Origin of the sequence: Listeria kieliensis (assembly GCF_003369925.1) — a bacterium.
GTDB classification, from domain to species: Bacteria; Bacillota; Bacilli; order Lactobacillales; family Listeriaceae; genus Listeria; species Listeria kieliensis_A.
Genome location: NZ_LARY01000001.1, coordinates 949,557 through 975,953 on the forward strand (window position 1 = coordinate 949,557; position 26,397 = coordinate 975,953).

The following is a 26,397-nucleotide window of genomic DNA, read 5'->3' on the forward strand; positions in this document are numbered from 1 at the left end:
TTTTACAAGTCAAATAGGGATCATTTGCCAAAGCAAATAATCCCTTGTTAAGTTAGCTTAATTTTTCTCGCAAGACCATTGGTAAAATCCCGCCATTCCGATAGTAATCAATTTCGACTTCTGAATCAAACCGAACGATCGTATCAAAAGTTTGAATAGAACCATCTTCTGAAACAGCCGTTACCTTGACTGTACTTTTAGGCTCAATGGATTCCCCCACTTCAACAGAAATCGTTTCATGTCCTGTAAGACCAAGTGTATCCGCACTCTCACCAGACATAAATTGAAGTGGTAAAACTCCCATCATTACAAGATTTGACCGATGGATTCGTTCATAGCTTTTCGCAATAACAGTCTTAATTCCAAGTAAATTTGTTCCTTTCGCTGCCCAGTCACGCGATGAACCCATACCATAATCATCACCTGCTAAGATAACGAGTCCTGTACCTGTCTTGGCATATTTTTCAGCCGCATCGTAAATGGACATCACTTCTCCTGTTGGGAAATAAGTCGTATAGCCGCCTTCTGTACCCTCAGCAATTTGATTTTTGATCCTAATATTGGCAAAAGTTCCGCGCATCATGACGTCGTGATGCCCACGTCTTGAGCCATATGAATTGAAATCGCGAATTGCGACACCGTGCTCACGCAAAAATTTTCCTGCTGGTGTATCCTTCCCGATTGCTCCTGCTGGTGAAATATGATCTGTTGTAACCGAGTCCCCGAATTTTCCGATCACACGAAGGCCAGATAAAGGCTCAACCAGTCCAGGCTCTTTCGATAAATGCTCGAAGAAAGGTGGATTCGCGATATACGTAGAAGATTCATCCCAACTATATAGTGGTTCATCTGTTGTTTCAATGGCGTTCCACGTTGAATTATCGTCGAATACGCGAGCATATTGTTCTCTGAAAAGCTCCGGTGTAACAGTTTCATTCACAAGCTCCCTTACTTCCTCTGAAGATGGCCAGATGTCTTTCAAATAATAGTTTTTCCCATCTTTCCCGCGTCCAATAGGTTCATTTTTAAGATCAATATGCGTTGTTCCAGCCAGTGCATATGCTACAACGAGCGGTGGTGATGCAAGGAAATTTGCTTTTACTAACGCATGAATTCGTCCTTCAAAGTTTCGGTTTCCACTTAAAACTGCTGAAACAAGCAAATCGTTATCTAAAATGGCTTGTTCGATTTCTTCTTTTAAAGGGCCTGAATTCCCAATACAAGTTGTGCAGCCGTATCCAACTAAGTCAAAGCCGAGCTTTTCCAAGTAAGGTAAAAGAGCAGCTTTTTCCAAGTATCCTGTGACAACTTTTGAACCTGGCGCAAGAGAAGTCTTGACGTATTTCGGCACTTCAAGGCCTAACTCCACTGCGCGTTTGGCGACAAGCCCTGCTGAGAGCATCACATATGGATTTGAAGTATTCGTACAACTCGTAATTGCTGCAATCGCAACAGCTCCAGTTCGCATGATTGACTCATCGCCATTACCGTAAACTACTTTGGCTTTTTTATCAAATTCACTCGCTTCAAGACCAAACCCGCTATTTCCAGCCGGCTTTGTAATCGAGTCTTCAAAAGTTTGCTTCATTTCTGAAAGTGGAATTAAATCTTGGGGACGCTTCGGACCAGATAAATTCGCTTCAATTTCAGCTAAGTTAATTTCAACAATTTCCGTGTATTCTGGTTCTTCATCAGTGAAGAATAAATGATTGGTTTTAAGATACTCTTCCACAAGCTTAATTTGTGCCTCACTTCTACCTGTAAGGCGCAAATAGTCAAGCGACTCCTCATCGACAGGGAAAAAGCCACAGGTTGCTCCGTACTCAGGGGCCATATTGGCAACGGTCGCTCGGTCTGCCAGCGGAAGTGTAGCCACTCCCGGACCAAAGAACTCAACAAATTTCCCTACCACTTTTTGTTTCCGCAAGACTTGTGTCACTTTTAATGCGAAATCAGTTGCTGTGGCACCATCTGGTAGTTCACCCGTTAGTCTAACGCCGATGACTTCTGGTACAGCAAAATACGAAGGCTGTCCAAGCATGCCAGCTTCTGCTTCAATGCCTCCTACACCCCATCCAAGTACGCCAATCCCGTTGATCATCGTAGTATGACTATCTGTCCCAACTAAACTATCTGGATAAGCCGTCACTTCACCATCGCTTTCTTTTTTCAATACCACATTTGCAAGATACTCTAAATTGACTTGGTGAACAATCCCTGTTGCTGGAGGAACAGCGCGGTAATTATCAAACGCTTTTTGTGCCCAGTTTAAAAATTGATACCGTTCCATATTGCGCTTAAATTCAAGTTCCATGTTGATTTTTAAGGCTTCTGGGTTTGCATAACTATCCACTTGGACCGAGTGATCGACAACAAGATCAACTGGAATTTCTGGATTGATTTTTTCTGGATCTCCCCCCATGTCATGCATCGCTTTTCGAAGTGATGCCAAATCCACGACAGCTGGAACTCCTGTAAAATCTTGTAAAATGACACGTGCTGGTTTAAAAGGAACATCTCCTTGATTTTTTTGCGGATCTTTGGACCAGTTCGCCAAATGCTCCACATGTTGATCGGTTAAAACACGTCCATCATTTTGCCGCAAAACAGATTCAAGCAGTACTCGAATTGAATACGGCAATCGATTGATTTTCACATTTGGATTTTCTTCAAGTGCTTTCAAATCATAATAATAAATCGTCTCTCCATTTAGCTCAAAGGATGCTTTGGCTTTTTCTTTCCAGTTCGTCATCTTCGTCTCCTCCTTAATCGAAGCGCTCTCCACTTTATTGTACTGGAATCCCCGCGATAAGTAAACTAGGATAAACTTTTTGTTTTTAATAACTTTTTCTTATTAAATAAGTGCTTTTCTTTCAAAAAAACCGACAGCTTCCTGTCGGTTTTTTCGCTTAATCTTATTTTATCGAGCCAAAATCAAGATTTTCCCAGCTTCGAGTCCCTGAACAAAATCTTCTATTTGTTGCTCCGTCAAATCAAAGTCTTCTAATAGCCTCGTAACAGATTTATCATCTGTCCGCGAGAACCATTTTGCAAATGGACCCGCTGCATAAAGTGAACCGCCTTCTGGACGATAGACTTGCGGGATCACAAGTCCTCCACTTAGTGACTGTAAAATACCAGAAATCGCACCAAAAGCTTCTTCATTTACAGGCCGTTCAATTTCCGTATCAGTATCCTCAGCTACTTCACGGCTCACTTTCTTTTGTTTGGCTAAAACAGACAAGTCTTCTTTGGAATAACCATCTTTCATCAATTGCTCAATTCGAACTTTGGCATCCTCTTCCGTATCTGCCACGAAAACTTCCCACTTTTTCATCCGAGTCCCTCCTCATTCATATCGAGAATTGCTTTAATTTCATCCGTTGAAAGCTGATGCAAGAATTGCTCACCCGGCTTGATCAACTGATCCACTAAAGCTTGCTTCGTTTTCTGCAAATCATAAATTTTTTCTTCAATTGTTCCTTTTGTAATCATTCGAATCACTTGGACTACTCGCTTTTGACCGATACGATGAGCTCGACTCGCTGCTTGTTCTTCAATTGCTGGGTTCCACCAAAGGTCAAATAAAATGACGGTATCTGCACCGGTCAAATTTAACCCTGTTCCGCCCGCTTTAAGTGAAATCAAAAATAAATCTTTTTCACCTTGATTGAAGGCGTCTGCCATCTGAACCCGTGACTTGCTTGAAGTTTTTCCATCTAAATAAAAGAAATCAAGCTCCTCTTTTTGAAGTTCCTTGCCAATCAATTGCAGCATCGAAGTAAACTGTGAAAAAATCAAAATTCGCTGACCATTTTCTTTGGCCGCTCGGACTGTATCCATCAGTTGATTCAACTTACTAGATTCCCCGATATAACTTGCATCAAACATACGCGGATCACAGCAAATTTGCCGCAAGCGCGTGAGTCCTGCTAGTAACTTGATTCGTTCCGCTCCACTTGTTAGTGACGAGCGCGCTAAATCATGCTGAATACGTTCCAAATAAGCGAGATACAAGCTTTTCTGTTCCGTTGTGAGTTCCGAATAAAGATTCGTTTCAATTTTTTCCGGAAGCTCTTTTACAACATCCCGTTTCAAGCGGCGAAGCAAAAATGGACGAATCAGTTCAGCTACTCGTTCATGCTTGAGCTCCTTGAATTTGCGAAGCGATGGGAAAAAGCCAGGCATAATCGTCTGGAAAATAGCCCAAAGCTCATCTGTCGAATTTTCAAGTGGCGTTCCACTGAGTGCAAAGTGCGTTCGAGCACGAACAGATCGGACAGCTTGCGAAGCCTTGGTATTGTAGTTTTTTATATTTTGTGACTCATCTAAGATAACCGTGTGAAATTGCTTTTCTTGGAATAAATCTTGATCTTGTCGCAAAGTTGGGTAAGAAATTAAATAAACTTGATTCGCTTCAATATGTTCAATTTGTTTTTCGCGCTTTTCTTTATTTCCTTGGATAATCGATACTTCGACCTTTGGCGCGAAATTATCGAATTCATTCAGCCAATTATATAAAAGTGAAGCTGGTGTAACGATGAGGATAGGATCAAGTTGTTTATTTTCTTCCAGTTCAGAAAGTAAATAGCTAATCGTTTGGATGGTTTTCCCAAGGCCCATATCATCAGCTAAAATCCCACCAAGACGATACTTCGAAAGAGATTTCATCCAATTAAATCCTGTCACTTGGTAATCTCGGAGAGAAGCGTTTAATTCTTTTGGTAAATCAAAGTTTGCTTCTTTTTCATGCTGGATCATTTCTAGCAACTCATGATAACTTTTACTAAACTGGCTGTGTAACTTTTGATCTTTGGAAAACGTTTCATACAGTTGAATTCCTCGATAAACAGGGACTTGAATAGTTGATTTCAAGGCATTTTTACGCAAATCAAGAAATTCGATCATTCGACCCATTTCACGATAAACCCTGTCCTCAAGCGAAATAAAACGACCATTTTTTAAGCGATGAAAAGTCTTTTTTTCCTTTAGTGAAGTAAGGACATCTTGAATCTCATCCTCAGGAATCCCCTCAAAATCAAAGGAAATGGAAAGCAAACCGTTATCTTTCGCTAAGTCAAAGGAAGTAACCGCTTCGACTTGCTTTTGAATCATATCTTCCAACTCTTCTGCCATATGAATTGTAACAAATTTTTTGAGTTTTGGAATCACACGGTAATAAAATTGATACAGCTTTTCATCATTCGCTTGAAGCACCATCCGATCAGCGGAAAACAAAATCGGTGAGTTCTCGATTAAGCGCATGATATAATTTTCCTTTTTTATATCTCGTAAAATCACTTGGCGACCTTGTGCCTTTAGTTCCTCAGTCTGGAAAGGGTCAAAGCTTTGGTCACCGTAACGATAAATTAACTGCAGTTGATGCTTATCCACTTCAAAGGGTGTGATATAAAGCTCAGCAATTAGCTCTTCTCGCTCAATTCTTGTTTCAATATCCTCATCTATTTCAACGTGACCACTTTTTTGTAAAATCGGAAGAACGTAAGAGACCATCTCCCCTAGTTTCTTTTCAGGAAACTGAATAATATCGCTTTTAGCAATCAGTTGAAATTCTTTCAGCGGAGCCAGCGCTTCCCAATTTTTTTCGTTCAAAAAATGAAGCGTTCCATCAAGAAAAATGGCACGATATAAATCCAAAAAAACGGCTTGTTGCAAGGATTCAAATTCAATTTGATAGTCGCCCTTATCAATTTCCGCAAAGCGATAACTAAAATCTAAGTTTTCGTCGGTTACTTTAAATTTCGGGTACTGAATCGCTACATCATTTCGCTCTGTCACGATTTGAAAAATGCTTGTCCTGTCACTAATTTGTTCAAGAAGCATCCTAGCTTCATTTGGTGGAATTAAAAGGCGCTTATCTTCTCTGTAATTTCGAGCAAAAGAATCTAATTCCGAGTCATAAAGCCTAGAAGCCTCATAAATGCGTATGAGTTGTTTCAAAACCGTCCAATCATCTGGATCGAAATCATAGTCAGCCGGATCATAGGTGAAGTGACTGGTAAATTCTAAAATGCGACCTTCCTTGATCGCATTAAAGAAGCTTCCGATTTGTTTCACAACATAGACGCGTTCTGGACCAACTTTTATTTCTAGTGACAACCGGTTCATTTGGTTCTCCGGGAAAATCTTGACAATAAACTGAACATGAAGGAGCTCTCGACTTGTCGAAATCTCCTCTTCAAAGCTTTGCTCAGAATTTGTTTTAAAGAGTGAAAGCAAGGTTTCTGATTCTTGTTCCAAGATTCGAGCTTTTAAGCTTTGTTTTTTCTTGTCATGTTTGAATTCTTCTTCCTTCAAAAAAGCAGCATAAATATGTTTACAAACACGTTCTCCGTATTGATGAGCAGAGCAGGTACAATCAAATAAATGTTCGCCAAATTTTTGGACATGCTCGCCGTCTTCAAAATAATAGTCGTCATCTTCTTTCATGATCGCCGTTTCACGGAGTAATTGTTTGGCTGCTTGTTTAATTTGATAGGGAATCATCTCATCTTGAATATTGACGCTTTGACTCAAAACTTCACTTCCCCCTCTAAAAATCTTTCAATACTCCATTTTATCATAAAACGAGCGTTTCATCTGCTAAAAGGTTTCTTTTACTCGATCCCGAAAAATTTCGTTTTACTGCCATCATTCGTTGCTGTAACTTCAAGCCGAGCGGGTATCCGTTCCTTTAATTCGGGCACGTGTGAAATAATCCCCACTAACCGACCATTTTCTTGTGTCTCAATCAAACATTCAATGGCCATCTCAAGCGATTCTGGATCGAGTGTGCCAAATCCTTCATCAATAAACATCGTATCAAGAGAAACTCCACCTGCCATTTCTTGAACAACTTCCGCGAGAGCAAGCGCAAGAGCGAGGGAAGTTTTAAAACTCTCCCCACCAGATAAGGTTTTTACATGCCTAGAAGCGCCCGTATACGCATCAAACACTTCTAGTTCCAAACCACTTTGTGCATTGCCTTTCGCTCGGTCAAGTTTGCGTTTTAGTTCAAAGCGGCCACTTGTCATTTTGGCAAGGCGTGCATTAGCATGATAAATAATCGTATCAAGAAATGTTGCTAGCACATATCGTTCGAATGTTAGACGCAGCTCATTTTTTCCATGTGCAGTATCGGCAAGTAAGCCCACATCGGCATAATCCGCTGCAATTTGATTTAATTCACTTTGGACTTCAATAAAAGCTTGCCTTTGTTCAGAAATAAAGCGTTTATTTTCACGACTCTCCATCATCGCTTTTTCTTTTTCTGATCGCTCCAACTTCGCAACTTCAAAAGCAGCTTGTATTTGTTCTAAATCGGGCTTTTCGATTTCTTTTAATTTACGCTCCAGCTGCACAATACGCTCTTTTACGACAAGTCGTTCATCTTCATAAGCTTTCACTTGTGTCTCAAGCGCTTCTTGTTCCCTTTCAGAAAGCAGAGCTTCTTCCAAACTAACGATGTCAGCAAATTGACGGTTTAAAAGCTCTTCTTGCAAGCGAGCCACTTCTTGCGTTTGCTCTTCTTTAAGTTTGTCCACATAAGCATACTGATTTTTAAGCTCCGTTTCCGCTGAAACAACTTGCTCATTTCGTTCGTTCAAATCTTCTTGAATCTTCTTTTCATTTTCTAGAAAGCGGTCAAGTGCTAATTTAATTTTGTTTTTCATCGCAAAAAAAGTTTCTTCGCTTTGAAGTTTTTCTGGAATGTCGTTTTCTAGAAGGCGAATTTCTGTTTCAGTCGCATAACGAATTCGTTCTTTGCTCTCCTTTTCAATTTGAAGTGCAGATAATTCCTCGCTCACTCGTTCTTTTTGTTGCAGTTTTTTAGCATTTTCTTCCGTTAACCTAGCTTTTTCTTCACTAGCAAGCTCAATTTTTTGTTTTTCTTGCTCTTGGTCTTTAAGAAGCGTTTGCAACTCCTCGGCCCGTCTTTGCCAATTTGTTAGTTCCTCAAGATCTAATTTTTCACCTTGACCCATTTGCCACAGCAACTGACGATTGTGCTCTTCCAGTTTTTGACCCATTTTCTTAAGAGACTCGAGTTTTGCTTGTTCTGCCTCCAGTGCTTCTGCTTCATCACTTGCCTCATGAAAATCAGCCGGATGCGGATGATCTAGCGCACCACAAACAGGACATGCTTCCCCGTCCACAAGTTGCATTGCTAAAACCGCAGCCTGCTCTTTTTGCACCGCCTTAAGCTTCTCCTCGACTACATGAGCCTGCTCCTTTTCTCGTTGTTGGTTTATTTCTAATTCGGCAAGAACCTTTTGTTGTTGATTTTGCCAAGTTTGGATAGCCTCCGCTTGTTTCACCTTTTCATTTAGTGTGCTTAACTCTTTTTCAGCATTATTTTGCTCCATGAGAAGTTCATATTTTGTGTTTTGAACAGCCGTTTTTGTCTCGATTTTTCTTGCCAGTTGTTCAGTTTCCATGCTCAGTTTCCGAAAAACTTCTTCTTTTTCCTGAAAATGACGCTCGATTTTTTCAAAAGCTTGTTGCGCCTTAAAAAATTCTTGCTTTTTAGTTTCGAGCTGTTTTAGTTTAGGCTCAAGTTCTTCAAATTGAAATAAATTATGACGCCACTTTTCCGCATGTTCACTTTCTTTTTGAAGTTCTGCTTGCTTAGTTACTAGTTCCGCTTGCCCTAATTTGAGCGTTTGCAGCTGCTCTTTAAGTTGCATTTTTCTTTCGTTTTCTTGTTTAAGCTTTTCATCAAATCGAAGAAGCTGTTCACGCATCCCGCGAAGTGGTTCCGCTTTTCTAGCTTGTTTCAATTTCACAGCACTTGCTGTCATTTCATCTTGTTTTTCATTTAACATTTGCTCATTCTTTTTGGATGTTTCAAGTTCTTTAAAATCAATTAAGGTATTTTCTGCATGCGTAACTTGTTGCAGCGCTTCCTCAGCTTTTTGATGGGCAACTTTCAAAGCTTGTTCAGCATCCAAATGGGCAAGGTCAAGTTCCCGTTCTTTTATTTCCAGTTGCGCTAAGTTTTCGGCAAGTGTCTTCGAAGAATCGTTTAGCTCTACTCGTTCTAAAATTTTGACGAGTTCCGCTTCCGCATGACCTGCTTTTTCTTCGAGCTCTTTTTGCTTTTCAATCAGTCGCTCTTCCACTCGTTTATAATAAATTGTGTGAGCGAGACGCTGTAAAATCTGCTCTTTTTTCTTGCTATCTGAAACCAATAATTCGCGAAATTCACCTTGTGGGATCATTAAAATTTGGCGAAATTGGTCAACACTCAATTGAATAATATCTTTTAGCTGCTGTTCTGCTTCTTGAACAGAACTCGCTAATAGCTTTTTTTCGCCTTGTTTGATCTCATAAAGTTCTACCTTATGTGGAATTGAACGCATTCCTTCACCGCGCGCTTTTGGAACAACTTGCTTCGGACTGCGCTTGATCCAATATATTTGATCATGTATCTTGAATGTTAATTCAACAGAAGTGAGCTCACTTCCCGACGCAAAGTCGCTTCGAAGCGAAGCACTATCCCGGTCTGATAAGTTAGCAGTTCCAAACAAAGCAAAACTGATCGCATCAAAAATAGTTGACTTTCCTGCCCCTGTCTTCCCGGAAATCACAAAAATTCGCTCATTCCCCAGTTTGTTAAAATCGATTTCTTCTCGTTCTTTATAAGCTAGAAAAGCTGTCATAGCCAGTTTAAGTGGACGCATCAGTCTTCCTCCTTTCGTACTTCATTAAACACTTCTGTCATCAAGTCATGCTGTTTCTCCGTTATATGTTCACCACGAACGTGTTCAAAAAACTGATCGAATAACTCAATATCTTCTTTTTTCATCAATTCTTCAAACTGTTCTTCATTTTGCGAGGTGATTTCCACTTTTTGTCGTTCAAGATGTAAAATGTTAGGATAAAACGGGCGTAGTTTCCCGATCGGATCCATTAATGCTCCTTTATCTTCTAATTGAATAGCCAAGTAGTCGTCTGGATGGTCCAAGATATGAGTCGTCAAATCATGCAACGTCCCACTTTCAATTCGCATATCTTTGTGCGGGATTAAAGGAACTTCCCGGACTTCTGTAAGCTCACTCCCTGAAAAGGAAACGATTCGAACACTCTTTTGATCGGCGCTTTCTGAAAACGAATATTTTAGCGGCGAGCCGCTATAATGTATCGTTGGGTGTGTGATCGCATGTGGATGGTGCAAATGGCCAAGCGCCACATATTGAAACCCTTCAAAGGCATTGGTTGAAACCCGGTCTACATTCCCGACTGAAAGCTGGCGCTCAGAATCTGATGGAATGCCGCCCGAAACAAAAGCATGCCCAACAAGGATTTGAGCTTTTGACGCGTCCCAAACCGAACGAATTTGCTTCGTAATCGCTTGCATCGCATCTTCATAGCTACGAATTTCATCGTCTTCCAAAAGTTCTCGCACAAGCGCAGGCTCATGATAAGGGACGAGCCAAATTTCCGCTTCAGGAAGTGAAATCGGTTCAATCGTTTTCATTAATTTACCCGCCATGAAAAGTTTTGTATTCTTGTACCAAGCGGAGCCAAAATTCAGTCGTTCTGCGCTATCATGGTTCCCACTAATCGCATAAATAGGCAATTTAAGCTCCACATTCCAGTGATAGAGCGTATCGTTTAATAGGCTAACGGCACTTGTTGGGGGTATGGAACGGTCATAAAGATCTCCCGCGATAATAATTCCATCCACTTTTTCTTGCTCAATGATTTTCGTGATTTCCTTTAAAATATAACGCTGATCTTCAAGCATAGATACACCTGAGACAATTTTTCCTAAATGAAGATCTGCTGTATGTAAAAGTTTCATAATAGCCTCTTTTCTTTGATTTTCTCTTTTTATGAGGTGCAAAATCCTTCTTTTTTGGTATACTAGTAATGAACTAGGTTTTTTAGGGAGTTGAAGCTGTTGTTTTACCGATTTGCAAAAGGAGTCGTTCACTTCATTTTAGCCATCATTGGTGGACGATTTCAAGTACAAAATAAAGAAAAGATCATCGAAGGTCCTTATGTGGTGGTTTCAACGCATACTTCTTGGATTGAAATCATCTATCTTGGATTTGCACTTTATCCGACGCCCATTCATTATATGGCGAAACAGGAACTTTTTAAAGGGAAAATGTTGAACTGGCTAATGACGCATTTAAATGCTTTTCCAGTTAACCGTAGTAATCCTGGACCGAGTGCCATCAAAGCCCCTATTCGCTTGCTTAGACAAGGTAAAGTAGTGGGGATTTTCCCAAGTGGAACTCGTAAGCAAACCAATCTTCATTTAAAACGCGGTGCCGTTACGATTGCTTATAAGGGAAATGTCCCGATGCTTCCAGCAGTTTATGATGGACCGAAAAACTTTAAAGAGATTCTGAAACGAAAACCAATCATTATCCGTTTTGGTGACGCTATTCAAGTTCATGATACGGAGCAAGAACAAAAACTCGTTTTGGAACAAAAATCCGAGGAACTTATGAAAACTTTTGAAACTTTGCAAGCTGAAATTGAAGCTACCAAGAAAAAATAAAAGCATGCGGGCGGGATTGCCCACATGCTTTTATTTTTGACTTACATTGTGTCTGTTAAGATGTCAGAACCAGCTAGTTTATTATCTTCTAAGATGGTTTTGATTTCCTTCGAAGCTTTTTCAAGTGCTTTATCTGCTTCTTTTGTATCAGGTTGATCGGCTTTTAAAGCCTCTGCTTCTTTTCCATAAGCCTCGCTTAAATCGTTCAAAGCTTTTTCAAATTTCTTGGTTGATTTACCTAAATCCGGAACTTTTTCCTCTTTTAACATGTTTGACACATCTTGAGCTGAAGTAGATGCTTTTTTCGCAAGTTCGGAAAGTTCTTTTTCACTTGGCTTAGGATCAGCCGTTTGTGCTTGTGTGTAGGCACTGAAATCCGTGTTTTTATCCGATATTTTCGAAACAAGATCCATGTAGTAATCTAAAACTTTCTCTTTGCTTGACGAGGTTGCTTTATTATCCTCTTTTTTGTCGCTACTTTCCTTACCGCCTGATGAACATGCAGCCAGTGAAAGTACTAAAATAACCATAAACAAACTAATAACAATTTTTTTCAAACCTTCTCCTCCTCTAAAATCTTTTTTATGTAGCTAGAACACTACATTTTTATATTATTTGGCTTTAGCTTTACAAGTTATCCTTAAGTCTTCGTTCAGACATTTCAGCTGATTTTGCAAGACCACGTGCAACTGCCTTATACTGAAAGTACATGGCAACACGCCAAGGAACAATCATTGCAAAAGCCATAATCCAAAACATACCTGCTAGCTCGCCGACTTCGACACTTCCACTGATCCAGTATTTCAAAATAATTCGAATCAAGAGCAGTGCCATAAGCAAGATTGGGAAAGATTTGGTCCGTTTGATGTACACTTCTTCATTTCGTACTTCAAATCGGGTTGTCCAAATTAAGATGAGGGAAAACAAAAGTCCCATCCCAATGGCTTCTAAAATATCTACTCCCGTTACCCAAAAATAAGGGACGACGAACATGAGTGCGCCCGTTGACATCATGATGGGGGGCAAAATAATCCCCTTGATGGATGCCGGGCGTTTTGATGCTTTCATTCGGATGACAATAATCATTGTGCCGAATAAAAGTGTGATTAAAATGGATATGAAAAGTGACATACTCTAATTCCTCCTAAGCGCTCATTCGTTCACCATTATAGCGCTTCTTTCGGAAAAAAGCCAAATTTTATTTAACTGCCTACTTCGTCTAAATCCATTCCACTATTTTGCAAAAGATACATGGAATGATAGATGCCTCGCTCTTTCAAGAGTTCAGCATGCGTACCCCGTTCCACGATTTCGCCTTTTCTTAATACGAGAATCAAATCCGCGTCTTTAATCGTCGAAAGTCGATGCGCAATCGCGATTGTTGTTCGGCCTTCTCGCATTCGTTTAAGTCCCGTTTGAATCATGCTTTCTGTTTCTGTATCAATATTTGCAGTTGCCTCATCTAATACTAAAATTTGCGGATCCGTCACAATGGTTCGTGCAAACGAAATCAGTTGTCTTTGCCCGCTTGAAAACGAAGCCCCGCGTTCAATCACTTTATGATCGTAGCCGCTAGACAGCGACTGAATGAATCGGTCTGCTTGAACAAACTTCGCTGCTTCCTCGACTTCTTGATCTGTAATCTTCTCATTATATAAACGAATGTTATCGCGAATATTTCCGTAAAACATGAAACTATCTTGTAGTACAAGCCCTGTTTTCTTACGTAATTCTGTGATCGGATAATTTTTAATCGACCGACCATCAATCAAGATATCGCCGTGTTCAAATTCATAAAAACGCATCATTAAATTGATAATGGAGCTTTTTCCGCTTCCTGTATGTCCCACTAAGGCAACGGTCTGTCCTGTTTGTGCGGTAAAAGAAATATTTTTAAGCACGTTATTTTCGCCGTCATAAGCAAAGGAAACGTTTTTAAATTCAATTTGCGCTTCTTTAATTTGGGCTCCTTTTTCGAGATGCTGAGCAGGTACTTCTTCTTTTTCATCCATGATTTTAAATACGCGAGAAGCTGCTGTAATCGCTTCTTGATACATAGCAAGTCGCTCCATGACGTTAAAAATCGCCTCAAGAAAACGGTCAAAATAGTTGATGAAGGCATAAATCGTCCCGATCGCAACAGGGCCAATTAACGCTTCTGCGCCGAAGTAGCTCAGTATAATCACAACCGCAATCGCATAAAGAAAGTCAATCGCTGGGCCAAGCAAAAGCGCGTTAAACTTAATGTTTTTTATCCCGACGTCATAGTAATCCTTGTTGATGACTTCAAATTCATCGGTTAGTCGTTTTTCTTGATTGAATTCCTGAACAATCGACATCCCGGAAATAGATTCACTAATGTTGGCATTCAATTGACTAAGCTTTTCACGCTTAGCACGGTAAAACTTCGAACTATATTTCCTGTAAACGACCACAATCCCGGCAATAACTGGAAATAAAATCAAGCTGTAAAGCGCTAGTTGCACATTGAGTGAAAACATCGCTACGTACATCCCAATTAACATGAACAAGCTCTGGATAGCGGTTGAAAGAACGTTTATGAACATGTCTTTAATCGCTTCTGTATCATTTGTGACTCGCGAAACGATGCCTCCAGCAGGTGTTTGATCAAAGTAGCGCATTCCGAGCGAATGCAATTTCGAAAAAATATCTACTCGTATTCGCTCAACAATTTGTAGGGCAATTTTTTGGAAAAAGAAAAGCTGGAAATACCAAACGACAAATTTTCCAATTTCAAGCCCTATGTAGGCAGAAGCAAGAATCACGATTGCCTTCGTCTCAAAGCTAAGCGGTGTCAAGTGTTGATCCAAAAAGGCCCGGACAAGAAGCGGAGAAATGACTTCAGCAGCTGTTACAAGTAAGACGAGAAAGCCTGTCAAAAGGAGAAGCGGAATGTGATACTTCGTATAGCTCATCAAGCGTTTTAATACCGTTCGATGCTCTTTTCCAGTCATAGTTTCTAGTTCTTCATTTTGATAATCAGTCGACATCCTCTTCACTCCTCTCTTCAAGTTTTTGTTCACGATACATCGCCGCGTACCAACCATCAGCTGCAATTAATTCTGCATGTGTCCCAAAAGACGTGACTTTCCCATTATCAATCACAAGAATTAAGTTAGCGTGCTCAACTGAACTCAAACGATGGGCGCTGATGATAGTGGTTTTATTGCGTCTCGTTTCTTTTAAGTTCGAAAGAATGCTTTCTTCTGTTTTGGCATCTACTGCCGAAAGTGCATCATCTAAAATCAATAGTTCAGGATTCATGAGTAAAGCACGAGCGATTGCTAGCCGCTGTTTTTGTCCGCCTGAAAGCGAAACTCCCCGCTCTCCAACAATCGTGTCATAGCCCGCTTTAAATCCTTCAATATCGTCAGCAACTGCTACGGTTTTCGCGACCGCTTTAACTTCTTCCCGCGATGCGTCTGGCTTTCCAAAGCGAATATTGTTCAAAACAGAGGTCGAGAATAAAAATTGATCTTGCGGAACGTAACCAATCGCTTGATGTAGCACTTTTAGCTGATACGCTTGGAGTCGATGTCCACCAAAAGTAATCTCCCCTTCATACTGATCGTATTCGCGAAGCAGTAATTTTAGCAAAGTCGTTTTTCCAGCACCTGTTCGCCCTACAATGCCAAGTGTCTCACCTTTTCGCAGCGTGAATGCGATATCTGAAAGAGCAGGCACTTTTTCTTCTGGATAACTAAAGCTTTTGATAGATGCTTCAATATCCCCCTGTGGCGGCTCAGTGTATGCACCTGGAAGGTCAACGATATCGGCTTTTTCGTCAAATAAACTCGTGATGCGGTCGTAAGAGGCACTTCCTCGCTGGATAATATTGTACAAGAAACCGAAAGCGAGCATTGGCCAAACTAGTAAGAATAAATAGTTTACAAACGCGACCACTTGGCCGACGGTCAAAGTCCCATCCGATACAAACTTGGAACCAAAACCAATGGAAAGGACGAAGGAAAGTGTGACGATAATTGAAATGACAGGGTCAAACATGGCATCCACTTTGGCCACTGAGACATTTTTTGAAACAACGTCTTTCGCTTGTTTCGAAAAATCAGCGATATCTTCCGCTTCTTGCCCAAAAGTTCTAGTGACTTTAATCCCCGAAATACTTTCTTGCGTTTTGTCGTTCAGTCTCGAGAAAGCCGCTTGCGCTTCATGAAAACGACTATGTAATTTTTTCCCGAGGATGGATGTACTGAGCGCCATAAGTGGCATTGGCAAAAGAGCAATCAACGTTAATTTCCAGTCGATGCTAATCGCCATCATCAAAATCACGGTCCCACCAGTCAATAGTGAATCAGCTAGCGTAAGTACGCCAGAACCCGCGACTTGTTGAACGGCTGTGATATCATTCGTTGCACGTGCCATCAAATCGCCTGTTCGGTATCGCTGAAAGAAAAAGGACGACATTTTTGTCAGATGCTCGAACAAGCGATAACGCAGCGTTCGTTGAAGCAAATTGTCTGATCCAAAAATCATCAGTCGCCAAACATAACGTCCTAAATAAGTTAAAATGGCAACAGTGGCTAAAAGGATCATCCACTGCGTGAGACTAACCTTTGTGAGTGAATGATTGGTTATTGCATCCACTACTTTTCCAATCACATATGGTGGCACAAGTTGTAATAGTGCAATGATAAATAAAATACTAATCCCAAAAATATATTGTTTCTTTTGTTCTTTAAAAAACCAGGCTAACTGTTTAAAAATTTTCAAATGGCCAGCTCCTCTCCCTATTTTAGACAATAAAAAATAATGGACATTAAATTTCGCCCATTACCACATAAAAGAATATTTGTCTTCATTTTCTCACGTGAAAAAACAATAAAAAAGGAGCTAACTTTGCCTAAATTTTTCCAAAGGCACAGTATAGGAATGAAAAACAAATAATTTACTTTTAAGCAATAATGGTTTTGTAAATTGTTGTTGCTGGGTTGGTTGTAGTTGATTGTTTCGCATAACATATACCTCCTTTGTTTAATGTAATGATTTCATTGTACAGGGCTTTCACAGAAAACGCAAACGATTTCTTGAATTTTTTTAAAATTGGTGTTTTTCTCTCTTTTAAAAATAGCATTTAAATCCTTCTACCCGTAGAAAAAAAAGCGCCTCCTCGTGGAGACACTTTTTTATTCAAATTATTTCTTAGGCTCGTCTTCGTCCATTTTCAAAATTGCCATAAAGGCTTCTTGTGGAACTTCAACGGAACCAATTTGTTTCATTCGTTTTTTACCTTCTTTTTGTTTTTCAAGCAGTTTTCGTTTCCGTGAAACGTCCCCACCGTAACACTTGGCCAGAACGTTTTTCCGCAACGCTTTGATCGTTGAACGAGCCACGATTTTGGTGCCAATAGCTGCTTGGATCGGCACTTCAAATTGTTGCCTTGGGATTAGCTCACGCAGTTTCTCAACAATGGCTTTCCCGCGTTCATAGGCAAAATCGCGGTGAACAATAAAGCTTAGTGCATCGACTTTCTCGCTGTTCAGTAGAATATCCATTTTCACGAGTTTCGATTGTTTGTATCCAAGTAGTTCATAATCAAATGATGCATAACCTTTCGTGCTCGATTTCAATTGATCAAAAAAGTCATACACAATTTCTGAAAGTGGAATTTCATACAAAACACTTACTCGAATGTCATCCAGATATTCCATCGTGACAAAGTTCCCACGTTTATTTTGCGCAAGCGTCATAACAGCCCCTACATAATCATTCGGAACCATGATTGTAGCCTTGACATAAGGCTCTTCAATCGATTCAATCACACCTGGTTCAGGCATCTCAGATGGATTGTCGACAACGATTTCACTTCCATCCGTTAGCTGTACATGATAAATAACACTTGGCGCTGTCGTAATCAAATCAATATTAAATTCGCGTTCAATCCGCTCTTGAATAATTTCCATGTGCAAGAGGCCAAGAAAACCACAACGGAATCCAAAGCCAAGCGCTTGCGAAGTTTCCGCTTCAAATTGCAAAGCAGAATCATTCAGCTCCAGCTTTTCAAGCGCGTCACGTAAATCATTATATTTAGCAGAATCAATCGGATAAAGGCCACAATAGACCATAGGGTTCAATTTCCGATAACCTGGTAGGGCTTCCTCAGCAGGATTATTGGCAAGTGTAATGGTATCCCCAACACGTGTATCGCTAACGTTTTTAATCGACGCCGTTAAATACCCCACATCTCCTACCATAAGTGTATCTTGTGGCGTAGCTTTCGGTTTAAAGACCCCTACTTCTGTTACTTCAAATTCTTTGCCATTCGACATCATGCGAATCCGGTCTCCGGCTTTTACAGTACCATCAACAATTCTAATGTTGGCAATTACGCCTCTATAAGCATCATAAACAGAGTCAAAAATCAGTGCTTTTAGTGGTTTATCTAAGTCTCCCTGTGGAGCTGGCACCTTTTCAACAATTTGTTCAAGAATTTCGCCAATACCAATCCCTGCTTTAGCGGAAGCGAGTACTGCATCGCTTGCATCTAGTCCAATGACATCTTCAATCTCAGCACGAACTCGCTCAGGATCAGCTGCTGGCAAGTCAATTTTATTAATAACCGGAAGAATTTCCAAATCATTATCAAGTGCTAAATAAACATTTGCAAGCGTCTGTGCTTCAATCCCTTGAGCAGCATCCACAACAAGAATCGCACCTTCACAAGCAGCTAGGCTTCGCGACACTTCATACGTAAAGTCGACGTGCCCAGGTGTATCGATCAAGTGAAAAATATAAGTTTCACCGTCTTTAGCGGTATAAGCAAGTTGAACAGCATTCAATTTAATCGTAATGCCTCGTTCACGTTCTAAATCCATTGAATCTAACAATTGAGCTTTCATTTCACGATGACTTAATGCATGTGTCTCTTCCAAAATTCGATCCGCTAAGGTTGATTTCCCGTGGTCAATATGGGCGATGATCGAAAAATTTCTAATTTTATTCGTTCGTTTTTGCATTTCATTTTTATCCATTTTCCCAGCTCCTGCTCCTCGGCTCATTCAAATCAGAATGGCAAGCTAAAATTGATTATATCAATAGATGAGCGATTATTCAATGACTCTTTTACAAAACTGGCGGAAATTCTAAGAAATTTAGCTTGCCTTATTGCAAATTCATTCATATTTAGGTATAATAGCATTTGTTCTGAAGTATTTTAAAGGGTATGTTTGAAATAAGTACTACCTCGATTAGTTTGGACGGAGGTGAATGGAATGCCAAATATTAAATCTGCTATCAAACGTGTTAAAACAATTGAAACTCGCAACAACCGCAACGTTGCTCAACGTTCTGCGATGCGTACGGCTATCAAAAAAGTAGAGGAAGCTGCAGCAAACAATGCTGACAACAAAGAAGAATTATTCGTAGCTGCTTCTAAAAAAATTGATACTGCTGTATCCAAAGGCTTGATTCATAAAAATAAAGCAGCTCGCGACAAATCTCGCCTAGCAGCTAAAATCAAGTAAGCAATGAAAACATCACGGTTGTGGTGTTTTTTGTTTGTTAAAAAGGGCCTAATTTTAGGCCCTTTTTGCTTTTCTAAAATCTTCTAATTCGAATAAAAACCATTCTAGTTTTTGTGTTTTTTCTCCAAATCCAGTTTTTAACTCAAAATCGCTTGCTGCTAATTTCAAAAGTGCGAAATCAAGCTCTTCTTTTCCAAAACCACGTGCTTGTTTGGCTGCCATTTTTGCCCTAAATGGATGTACTTTTAAAATTCCAGCTGCTTGTTGTGCACTAACTCCTTTTTTCTCGAGCAACTTTAGCTGGTTCATTAGACGAAACTGACTCGCAACAAGCGCCACAATTTTGATAGGCTCTTCTTTTTGTTTCAATAAATCATAATAAATGCGAAGTGCTCCTGCTGTGTCGCGAGCAATCAACTTATCGAGAAGTAAAAAGATATTTTGCTCAAGAGATCGAACGACTAGCTTCTCGACATCATCCAGTGCAATTTTTTTGGATTCAAATTGATAGAGCATTAATTTATCGAGTTCATTCATCGCTGTAGTGAGGTTCCCACTTGTTAGTTCCATCAAGCGCTTATCGGCTGCTTGTTCAATTGTAAAACCATTTTCTTGTGCTTTTGTTTCGATCCATTTTAAAAATTCAGATTCACTTGGTCTTTTAGCCTCAATCACAACTGCTTGTTTTTTTAGTAATTTCGTTAGTTTCTTTCGCTCATCCAGTTTTTCAACACGAGCTACAAAACAAAGAATTGAGTAATCGGCTGGTTGCGCCAAATATTGTTCAAGTCGCGCGGTTTGATGTTCAATTTTACTTTTGGTTTTTTCGCTTGTTAGGAAAGTGGGATTACTAGCGATAACTAATCTCTTATCGCCAAAAAATGGAAGGGTTTCTGCTTCTTCCAGTACCGTTTCAATAGGGGTTTCTTCTAAATCAAAGTTCGCATAATTAAATTCTTGTTCATCTTCTGCTAAAACAGCATTTAAAAGCTTTTCTTTCGTTTGATTGATTACATAATCTTCAATTCCGATAATAAGATAGACTTGTGCTAATTTCTTTTGCTCTATGGCTTTCCATTCTTTAATCAATTTTCCTCACCTCTTCCATTAATCGTAATCGAACTAATCTTTGTTTTCAAGCATTTATTGCAGCTTTGTTTTAAACCCTTTTAAAAATCGGTAGACAATCATCCCATTTTGGTCCGTCCGAAAAATTTGAACGTTCTTTTTTTGTAGCGTCACTAAGGTTTCTGCATTAGGGTGTCCAAATTGATTTTTCACACCGCAAGAAATAAGCGCAAAATCTGGATTCACTTTTTCAATAAAAGCTCGTGTGGAAGAAGTTTTACTTCCATGATGCCCTACTTTAAGAATGTCTGCTTGTATATCTTCTGTTTGCAAGAGTTCCTGTTCAATTTCTTTTTCAGCATCCCCCGTGAAAAGCCAAACAAGTCCTCCTAGCTCCACTTTCAGGACAAGTGAATTATTATTCGTATTAGGTACTTCCCTATAAGGAGACAAAACTTGGAAAAGATAGTCCTTGTCGCCGATTCGATCTCCTTTTTCAAGCTCCGTCACTGGAATATCTTGAAGCTTGAGAAGCGCCTCTTGTAAAATTTTCTTCTTGGCAGCATTTTTGGCAAAATAGATTCTTTTGATTTTAATTTCAGAAGCAAGCTCTTTTAAAGCACCCATATGATCTGCATGGGCATGTGTAATAAAAACCTTATCGAGCTTAGCAATTCCCTTCGATTTTAAAACTGGAGTTAAAAGATCTTGACCAATCGAAAAAGAATGCTTGCGCTTTTGCCAATTTTCTTTTGGAAAAGCTATTTGACCTCCTGTATCAATTAGATAGTTTCCTTTATTTCGAGGAAGTTGGATCAAAATACTGTCGCCTTGCCCTATGTCTATCATACTCACTTCACCAGAAAATGGAAAGGTACTCAATTTAGCACTTAGAAAAAATAACATTGTGAAGAAAAATACAATTTTGAAATAGCGCTTTTCCCAGCATAGAAAAATAAGAAACGTGATGAAAACAAGCAGCAAAGTAAATAAACCAGTTGGTTTCCCTGCCGTAAACATTGTGCCATTAAAAATTTGAAAGAGCTCGGTCACGTGTTCCATGATAGTAACAAAAAAATCAAGTAGAACATTTAACGGTGTTAACAGTATGGGAATCTTTGAAAATAAAAAGCAAATAAAAATAAAGGGAACAAGGAAACTTGAAAAGAAAGGAACATACAAGATATTGAGGAAAATACCTATTAAAGAGAATTCGAAAAAGTGGAATAATAAAATAAGCGCTGAGGCAAGTGTCGAGATGATTGAAATAGTAAGAGCTTTCCCGAAACTGCTAGTAGCTCTTTCGATCAATTGTCTTCCTAACAAAATGGCAAAAGAAACTGCATACGAGAGTTGAAAACCTGCATTAAATACCACATAGGGATTTACAAGAAAGCTAAGTAAAAAGACCAGTGAAATTGCACAAATAGGAGATATGAGGCGTTTTAATTTTACCCCTGTTAAGATAAATAACGTCATTCCACATGCCCGAATGACTGGTGCGCCAAATCCAGCGATCAGTGCATAAAAAGGCAATATCACAAATAGAAGCGTTTGGCTTGTCTCTTTGGTAAAACCAAAACGAAGAAGCAAAAAATAACATAGGCCAACAAATAAGTTAACGTGAAGACCCGAAATCGCCAAAAGGTGAACCACACCTAGTTTCTGGTATTCCGCATAAAGATCTTGATCAAAAGTTGATTTATCTCCAGTAATTAGTGCCGCAACGTAAGGCGCAGTTCGTTTGCTGAAGTGTTCATGAATGTATTCTAGTAGATTTAAACGGAAATTTTGAATGCTTGATGTAAAGGTTTGTTTCGTTCCCACAGGAATTAGTTTTTCGGCTTGAAAGATAGTGTGGATTTTTTGCCGTTTGAGGTAATCTGCATAATCAAATTGATTAAAATTCCGTGCCACATTTGGTTTTTCGATTTGACCTGAAACCTGAAAAATGGCGCCGTAACGAATTTTCTTTAACTGTTCTTTTTCCTTTTCACTTTTTATTTGATAATGCAAAACGCTTTTTTCATGATTTAAATTTACTACGGCTGAAAAACGATCGCCATCTATTTGTAAAGACTGAATAATGCGGACAGTTGCGGACTTGGCTGTTTGTTCTTGCCCAGAGACGTTCAATGTGTCGGTTAAAAAATAATAGAAAGCTGCAAATAATAAGATACTAAAGAAAAAAAGAGCTTTCTTGATTTGTTTACGCGAAAGTAAGTAGCCGCAAAATAGCAAACCGGCTAAAAGAAAAAGAGGAGTCAAGAAGACCCCTAGAACACCAGTGATGATTGCAACAACGCAGAAGATAGCCAAGTGTTCAATAATCTGTTTCCTCCTCTATTGTTTTTACAATTTGGTTTCGATCGCCTGAAGCAAACTTTTCGCTTTATCTTCTGGCAAGTCTTGTTCGCTTATCGCCTCTGTCACATTCGCTAACAGTTGCTGTTTTGAAAGTGGTCCATCGTTTAAAATTTCATGATCAAAAGGAACTTTCTTTACTTCGACGCCCGCTTGTTCAAATAGCTCGATCGCATAAGGATTATTTTTATAGTCTTTTGCATAAAAAACGGCTTTAATGCCCGCTTGAATAATCGATTTACAACAAGCCACACACGGAAAATGCGTGACATAAAGTTCTGCTTGGTCTGTGGAAGCGCCAAATTTCGCACATTGCAAAAGGGCGTTCATCTCAGCATGGATGGTTCGAATGCAGTGGCCTTCAACGATCAAACAGCCTTTTTCTGTACAATGATCCCCACCAGCAATGGAACCATTATAGCCACTTGCAATCATTCGTTTATCTCGAACAATTGTTGCTCCAACCATCAGTCGTGTACATGTACTTCTTGTTGAAATTAAATGACTTTGCGCCATGAAAAATTGATCCCATTCAATTCGTTTCATCTTCTCGACTCCTTTCGTCTCTCATAATAGTATAATTCGACAGTGAACAGTCGTCAATCAAATCTAAACTTCTAAATGAGCTTTCAATTTTTCAAGCGTCTTTTCTCCAATTCCTGAAATTTGTGTTAAGTCTTCTATTTTAGTAAATAATCCTTCTTTTTCTCGGTATTCAATAATGGCCGCGGCTTTTGCTTTACCAATTCCAGGAACTTGCTCTAGATCCTGTGCGGTTGCTTGATTAATGTTCACCTTGGTTGCCTCGGCTTGTCCCGATGCGCTCCCAGAGGAAGTAGCGACCACTGAAGAACTTTTGCCCCCTTTTTTAACCACCTCGACAACCATCTCATCTTTCAACTTTTGAGCTAAATTGACTGAATTTGGGTCGGCTTCAGGTGATAATCCGCCTGCTCGTTTGATTGCATCTTTTACGCGACCATCTTTTTCAATTCGATAAACACCTGGGTCTCGAACTGCTCCTTTCACATCCACAAACACAAGCGCTTGTTTTTCTTCTTTTTTGGTCGTTTCAGCCTCTTGCGTTTTCGCTTCCTCTTTTGTGGCAATTGGCTTAGAAGCGCTCGTCCATTCATTTTGACCCTCGTGGCTTGATTGAAAAACAAAAAAGAAACCAAACACAAGCACGGCAATCAAACCAGCTGCTCCAATCAAACACCATTTTTGATTTTTTTGATAGAATTCTTTTAGTTTTAGCATGGCAAGATCCTCCTCTTGCTTCTCTATTCGCCAAAAACTTTCCCGTTCCTCCTACAAGTCTCCAAAAAGAAAAAGCCAAAAATTTATTTTTTGGCTTTAAAAAAGAGTCGTTCTGTTTTTTCATTCGGTTTTTCATCACTAAAATCTGCAAAAACTTGAACATCGCGAAAATTCGTTTCTAATAACATTTTTTTATAGATTGAAATCGGGAAAGTTCGTTCTTTATGCAATTCATCTTTTCGGATGTAGCGCTCTCCCTCTTCTTCTCGGATAAAAAAACTTAACTCATGTTCGACGGAATGGGGATACTCACCCGGGAAGGAATTCCAAATGGTCGCAACATAGGGGTCTCCCTCTCCGTAACTGTAATCTTGAAAAATGCGATCCATTTTATATACGGAATGGACATCAAATAAAAAAGTGCCATCTAGCTTTAAATGACGGAAAACATGTTGGAAGGCAGCGCGAACTGCTTCTTCTGTCTCGAGGTAGTTTAAAGAATCACAAAAGCACGTGATGGCATCGAATTCTTTTTTTAAGTCGAAATGAGTCATATCAGCTTGAATGACAGGGATATCAAGATTGATTTGAGCAAATTTTTCTTTGGCCACGCGAACCATTTCAGGTGCTAAATCTAACGCGGAAACTTGAAGTCCCGCAAGTGCCATGCGCAAGGAAAACTCACCGGTTCCAGCAGCAAGATCTAGTAAAGAATAGGTTTCTTCTGGCAAATGTCTCAAAGCAAAATCGGACCAAGCGTCATAGAGTTCACTGTCCATCAGTTCATCATACACAACGGGGAAGAATTCGTAACTCATTTTAGTTCTCCTCTCTATTCAAAAAAGCAGCAAGAGGACCCTCGCTGCTTCTTCACTTTCTTAATAGGAAAAAGCTTCCGACACATTTTCAAGCGGCGCGTCTCCCCATAGTTTTTCCAAATTATAATAAGAACGTTCATCGCGTTGAAAGACGTGAATAATGACGTCTCCTAGATCAATCAATACCCATTTCGCTGCGTCAAAACCTTCTAAGCGTTTCACTTCAATTTCATTTTCTTGTGCCTTGTCTTTAATTTCTCGTGCAATTGCCTGCACTTGTTTATCCGAATTACCGTGACAAATCACAAAATAATCGGCGATGCTTGAAAGGCCCTGCATATTCAGTGCGAGAATATCCTCTGCACGTTTGTCATCTGCAGCGCGTGCAACAAGCATCAATACTTCATGACTATTCAAATCGTTTAACATCTCCTTCTTGTTTTAAAAATGCGAATGCGTTATAGCTTTCAAATGTATCAGGAAAAATCGGTTGTTCCTTACTCGAAATATACGCGATTGTACGACGAAGTGCAAATAGCATTCCTGCGTCAAGTGACGTTTTCGAATAGACTCTCGCTTCTTCTACCCCTGGAAAATCACGGCCAGGTTCTGTATAATCCGCCAAAAATAGAATTTTATCTAATTTGTTCATCTTCGCGCTTCCAGTTGTATGGACGCGGATCGCTTCTAAAATTTCAGCATCTGTCACGCCAAATTCGTGCTTAGCAAGATAAGCTCCAACTGGTGCATGCCAAAGCGCATGGCTGTACTCTAACAACCTTGGATCCATTTTTTCGGATCGAATGAGTTTTTCTGCTTGGTCATCCGGATAATACTTCGCGTAGTCATGCAGTAATGCCGCTACGCTCGCTTTTTCCGTTGATTCTCCGTAAATTTCCGCATAGAGAATCGCTGTTTTTTCAACCCCTAATGTATGTTGAAATCGTTTTTCTGGCATGGCTTGTTTAATTTTTTCTAACATTTCTTCACGGTTCATAAAAATGATGCTCCTTTATATAGGCCGCTACTTTTTCAGGAACGTAATAATCAATCGGGCTTTTCTTCCAACATTTTTCTCGGATTAATGACGAAGAGATATCCGTTTCCGGAACGGTTACATTTAGAACTGGATACTCGGAATTTAGGGAGTACGCCGGTCGATTGACACCAACAAACGTTACTAGTTGAAGTAGCTCTTCAATTCTATACCACTTGGGGAGATATTCAACCATATCGCCGCCAATGATGAAATAAAAGCTTTGATCAGGCTTTTCTTTTGTCATTTCAAGCATGGTATCGAACGTATAGCTTTTTCCTTCACGGGAAAGTTCACGTGCATCCACTTCAAAATGCGGATTGGATGCCGTTGCAAGTTCAAGCATATGCACCCGGTCTTTCGCTTCTACAAATCCACTTTCTTTTTTGTGGGGAGGAACTTTATTCGGTAAAAAGATAACTTTTTTTAAGCCCAGTTGCGCGTAAACTTCATTCGCTATGATCAAATGAATAATGTGCGGTGGATCAAAAGTTCCCCCAAGTATTCCAATTTTTTCCGTCAATTTTATCACCTCAGCTGGTTAAGGCAGCTCGATTTGTTTATTCTTACTGGATTCTTTATACAAAATAATCGTTCTGCCAATTACTTGTACTAGTTCACTTCCAGTTCGTTCACTAAGCATTTCTGCTACTTCTTCTTTTGGCACTTCACAGTTTTGTAAAACGGATACTTTTAACAATTCACGTGCTAGAAGTGCATCGCTAATTTGGCTTACCATATTCGGATTTACGCCGCCTTTTCCAACTTGAAAAATCGGCTGTAAGTTGTGTGCTTCTTTGCGTAAAAAGCGTTTTTGTGGCCCGGTTAGCATTT

The 26,397-nt window shown here is 39.7% G+C and carries 22 protein-coding genes; 2 read left to right on the forward strand and 20 right to left on the reverse strand.

The annotated features are described in order from the left end of the window. Window positions 1-52 precede the first annotated feature (52 nt). From acnA to UR08_RS04730, 5 genes are all read right to left on the reverse strand, one after another. Window positions 53-2,752: an aconitate hydratase AcnA gene (gene acnA / locus UR08_RS04710; RefSeq protein ID WP_115752493.1), complete on the reverse strand. Its 2,700-nt coding sequence runs from the start codon at window positions 2,750-2,752 to the stop codon at window positions 53-55. A 168-nt stretch (window positions 2,753-2,920) separates the two neighbouring features. After that, window positions 2,921-3,337 (reverse strand): general stress protein, encoded by a 417-nt coding sequence (locus UR08_RS04715; protein ID WP_115752494.1) that lies wholly within the window; start codon window positions 3,335-3,337, stop codon window positions 2,921-2,923. Then, window positions 3,334-6,537, reverse strand: coding sequence for a DEAD/DEAH box helicase (locus UR08_RS04720; RefSeq protein WP_420812300.1), 3,204 nt, complete (start codon window positions 6,535-6,537; stop codon window positions 3,334-3,336). Before UR08_RS04720 ends, UR08_RS04715 begins: the two co-directional genes overlap by 4 nt. A gap of 80 nt (window positions 6,538-6,617) precedes the next feature. Then, on the reverse strand, window positions 6,618-9,683 hold the full coding sequence (locus UR08_RS04725) for an SbcC/MukB-like Walker B domain-containing protein (RefSeq protein WP_115752495.1): 3,066 nt from the start codon (window positions 9,681-9,683) through the stop codon (window positions 6,618-6,620). Further along, a complete protein-coding gene (locus UR08_RS04730; protein ID WP_115752496.1) occupies window positions 9,683-10,807 on the reverse strand; it encodes an exonuclease SbcCD subunit D in 1,125 nt (374 codons plus the stop codon). The genes UR08_RS04725 and UR08_RS04730 overlap by 1 nt, the downstream gene beginning before the upstream one ends. Window positions 10,808-10,906: 99 nt before the next feature. Here UR08_RS04730 and UR08_RS04735 point away from each other — a divergent pair, with 99 nt between their 5' ends. Further along, on the forward strand, window positions 10,907-11,515 hold the full coding sequence (locus UR08_RS04735; RefSeq protein WP_115752497.1) for a lysophospholipid acyltransferase family protein: 609 nt from the start codon (window positions 10,907-10,909) through the stop codon (window positions 11,513-11,515). Between the two features lie 41 nt (window positions 11,516-11,556). Here the strand turns inward: UR08_RS04735 and UR08_RS04740 are convergent, their stop codons facing one another. From UR08_RS04740 to lepA, 6 genes are all read right to left on the reverse strand, one after another. Beyond that, the gene (locus tag UR08_RS04740) at window positions 11,557-12,072 is read right to left on the reverse strand and encodes a hypothetical protein (RefSeq protein WP_115752498.1); all 516 of its coding nucleotides are present in this window, start codon (window positions 12,070-12,072) and stop codon (window positions 11,557-11,559) included. 70 nt (window positions 12,073-12,142) lie between these two features. Further along, the gene (locus tag UR08_RS04745; protein WP_115752499.1) at window positions 12,143-12,646 is read right to left on the reverse strand and encodes a CcdC family protein; all 504 of its coding nucleotides are present in this window, start codon (window positions 12,644-12,646) and stop codon (window positions 12,143-12,145) included. Window positions 12,647-12,717: 71 nt separating this feature from the next. Next, the gene (locus tag UR08_RS04750) at window positions 12,718-14,526 is read right to left on the reverse strand and encodes an ABC transporter ATP-binding protein (protein ID WP_115752500.1); all 1,809 of its coding nucleotides are present in this window, start codon (window positions 14,524-14,526) and stop codon (window positions 12,718-12,720) included. Then, entirely contained in the window at window positions 14,516-16,267 is a 1,752-nt protein-coding gene (locus tag UR08_RS04755) for an ABC transporter ATP-binding protein (RefSeq protein WP_115752501.1), read from the reverse strand. Before UR08_RS04755 ends, UR08_RS04750 begins: the two co-directional genes overlap by 11 nt. A 181-nt stretch (window positions 16,268-16,448) precedes the next feature. Continuing rightward, a complete protein-coding gene (locus UR08_RS04760) occupies window positions 16,449-16,628 on the reverse strand; it encodes a hypothetical protein (RefSeq protein WP_115752502.1) in 180 nt (59 codons plus the stop codon). Window positions 16,629-16,689: 61 nt separating this feature from the next. After that, window positions 16,690-18,525 (reverse strand): translation elongation factor 4, encoded by a 1,836-nt coding sequence (lepA, locus tag UR08_RS04765; RefSeq protein ID WP_115752503.1) that lies wholly within the window; start codon window positions 18,523-18,525, stop codon window positions 16,690-16,692. Between the two features lie 240 nt (window positions 18,526-18,765). On the opposite strand from lepA, the gene rpsT reads away from it, so the two are divergent. Then, window positions 18,766-19,017 (forward strand): 30S ribosomal protein S20, encoded by a 252-nt coding sequence (rpsT, locus tag UR08_RS04770; protein WP_036073473.1) that lies wholly within the window; start codon window positions 18,766-18,768, stop codon window positions 19,015-19,017. Between the two features lie 54 nt (window positions 19,018-19,071). Here rpsT and holA read toward each other — a convergent pair whose 3' ends face one another. From holA to yhbY, 9 genes are all read right to left on the reverse strand, one after another. After that, complete coding sequence (gene holA / locus UR08_RS04775) at window positions 19,072-20,106, reverse strand: DNA polymerase III subunit delta (RefSeq protein WP_115752504.1); 1,035 nt, start codon at window positions 20,104-20,106, stop codon at window positions 19,072-19,074. Window positions 20,107-20,160: 54 nt separating this feature from the next. Continuing rightward, a complete protein-coding gene (locus UR08_RS04780) occupies window positions 20,161-22,353 on the reverse strand; it encodes a DNA internalization-related competence protein ComEC/Rec2 (RefSeq protein WP_165849945.1) in 2,193 nt (730 codons plus the stop codon). Window positions 22,354-22,437: 84 nt separating this feature from the next. Beyond that, window positions 22,438-22,995: a ComE operon protein 2 gene (locus tag UR08_RS04785; protein WP_115752506.1), complete on the reverse strand. Its 558-nt coding sequence runs from the start codon at window positions 22,993-22,995 to the stop codon at window positions 22,438-22,440. 63 nt (window positions 22,996-23,058) lie between these two features. Beyond that, a complete protein-coding gene (locus UR08_RS04790; protein ID WP_115752507.1) occupies window positions 23,059-23,709 on the reverse strand; it encodes a helix-hairpin-helix domain-containing protein in 651 nt (216 codons plus the stop codon). A gap of 83 nt (window positions 23,710-23,792) precedes the next feature. Continuing rightward, on the reverse strand, window positions 23,793-24,527 hold the full coding sequence (locus UR08_RS04795; RefSeq protein WP_115752508.1) for a class I SAM-dependent DNA methyltransferase: 735 nt from the start codon (window positions 24,525-24,527) through the stop codon (window positions 23,793-23,795). 60 nt (window positions 24,528-24,587) lie between these two features. Further along, window positions 24,588-24,944 carry a ribosome silencing factor gene (rsfS, locus tag UR08_RS04800; protein WP_115752509.1) on the reverse strand — a complete coding sequence of 119 codons (357 nt, stop codon included), beginning with the start codon at window positions 24,942-24,944 and terminating at the stop codon, window positions 24,588-24,590. Continuing rightward, the gene (gene yqeK / locus UR08_RS04805; RefSeq protein WP_115752510.1) at window positions 24,937-25,524 is read right to left on the reverse strand and encodes a bis(5'-nucleosyl)-tetraphosphatase (symmetrical) YqeK; all 588 of its coding nucleotides are present in this window, start codon (window positions 25,522-25,524) and stop codon (window positions 24,937-24,939) included. Before yqeK ends, rsfS begins: the two co-directional genes overlap by 8 nt. Further along, window positions 25,514-26,086, reverse strand: coding sequence for a nicotinate-nucleotide adenylyltransferase (locus UR08_RS04810; protein WP_115752511.1), 573 nt, complete (start codon window positions 26,084-26,086; stop codon window positions 25,514-25,516). Before UR08_RS04810 ends, yqeK begins: the two co-directional genes overlap by 11 nt. A gap of 18 nt (window positions 26,087-26,104) precedes the next feature. After that, the gene (gene yhbY, locus UR08_RS04815; RefSeq protein WP_115752512.1) at window positions 26,105-26,395 is read right to left on the reverse strand and encodes a ribosome assembly RNA-binding protein YhbY; all 291 of its coding nucleotides are present in this window, start codon (window positions 26,393-26,395) and stop codon (window positions 26,105-26,107) included. Window positions 26,396-26,397: the final 2 nt, after the last annotated feature.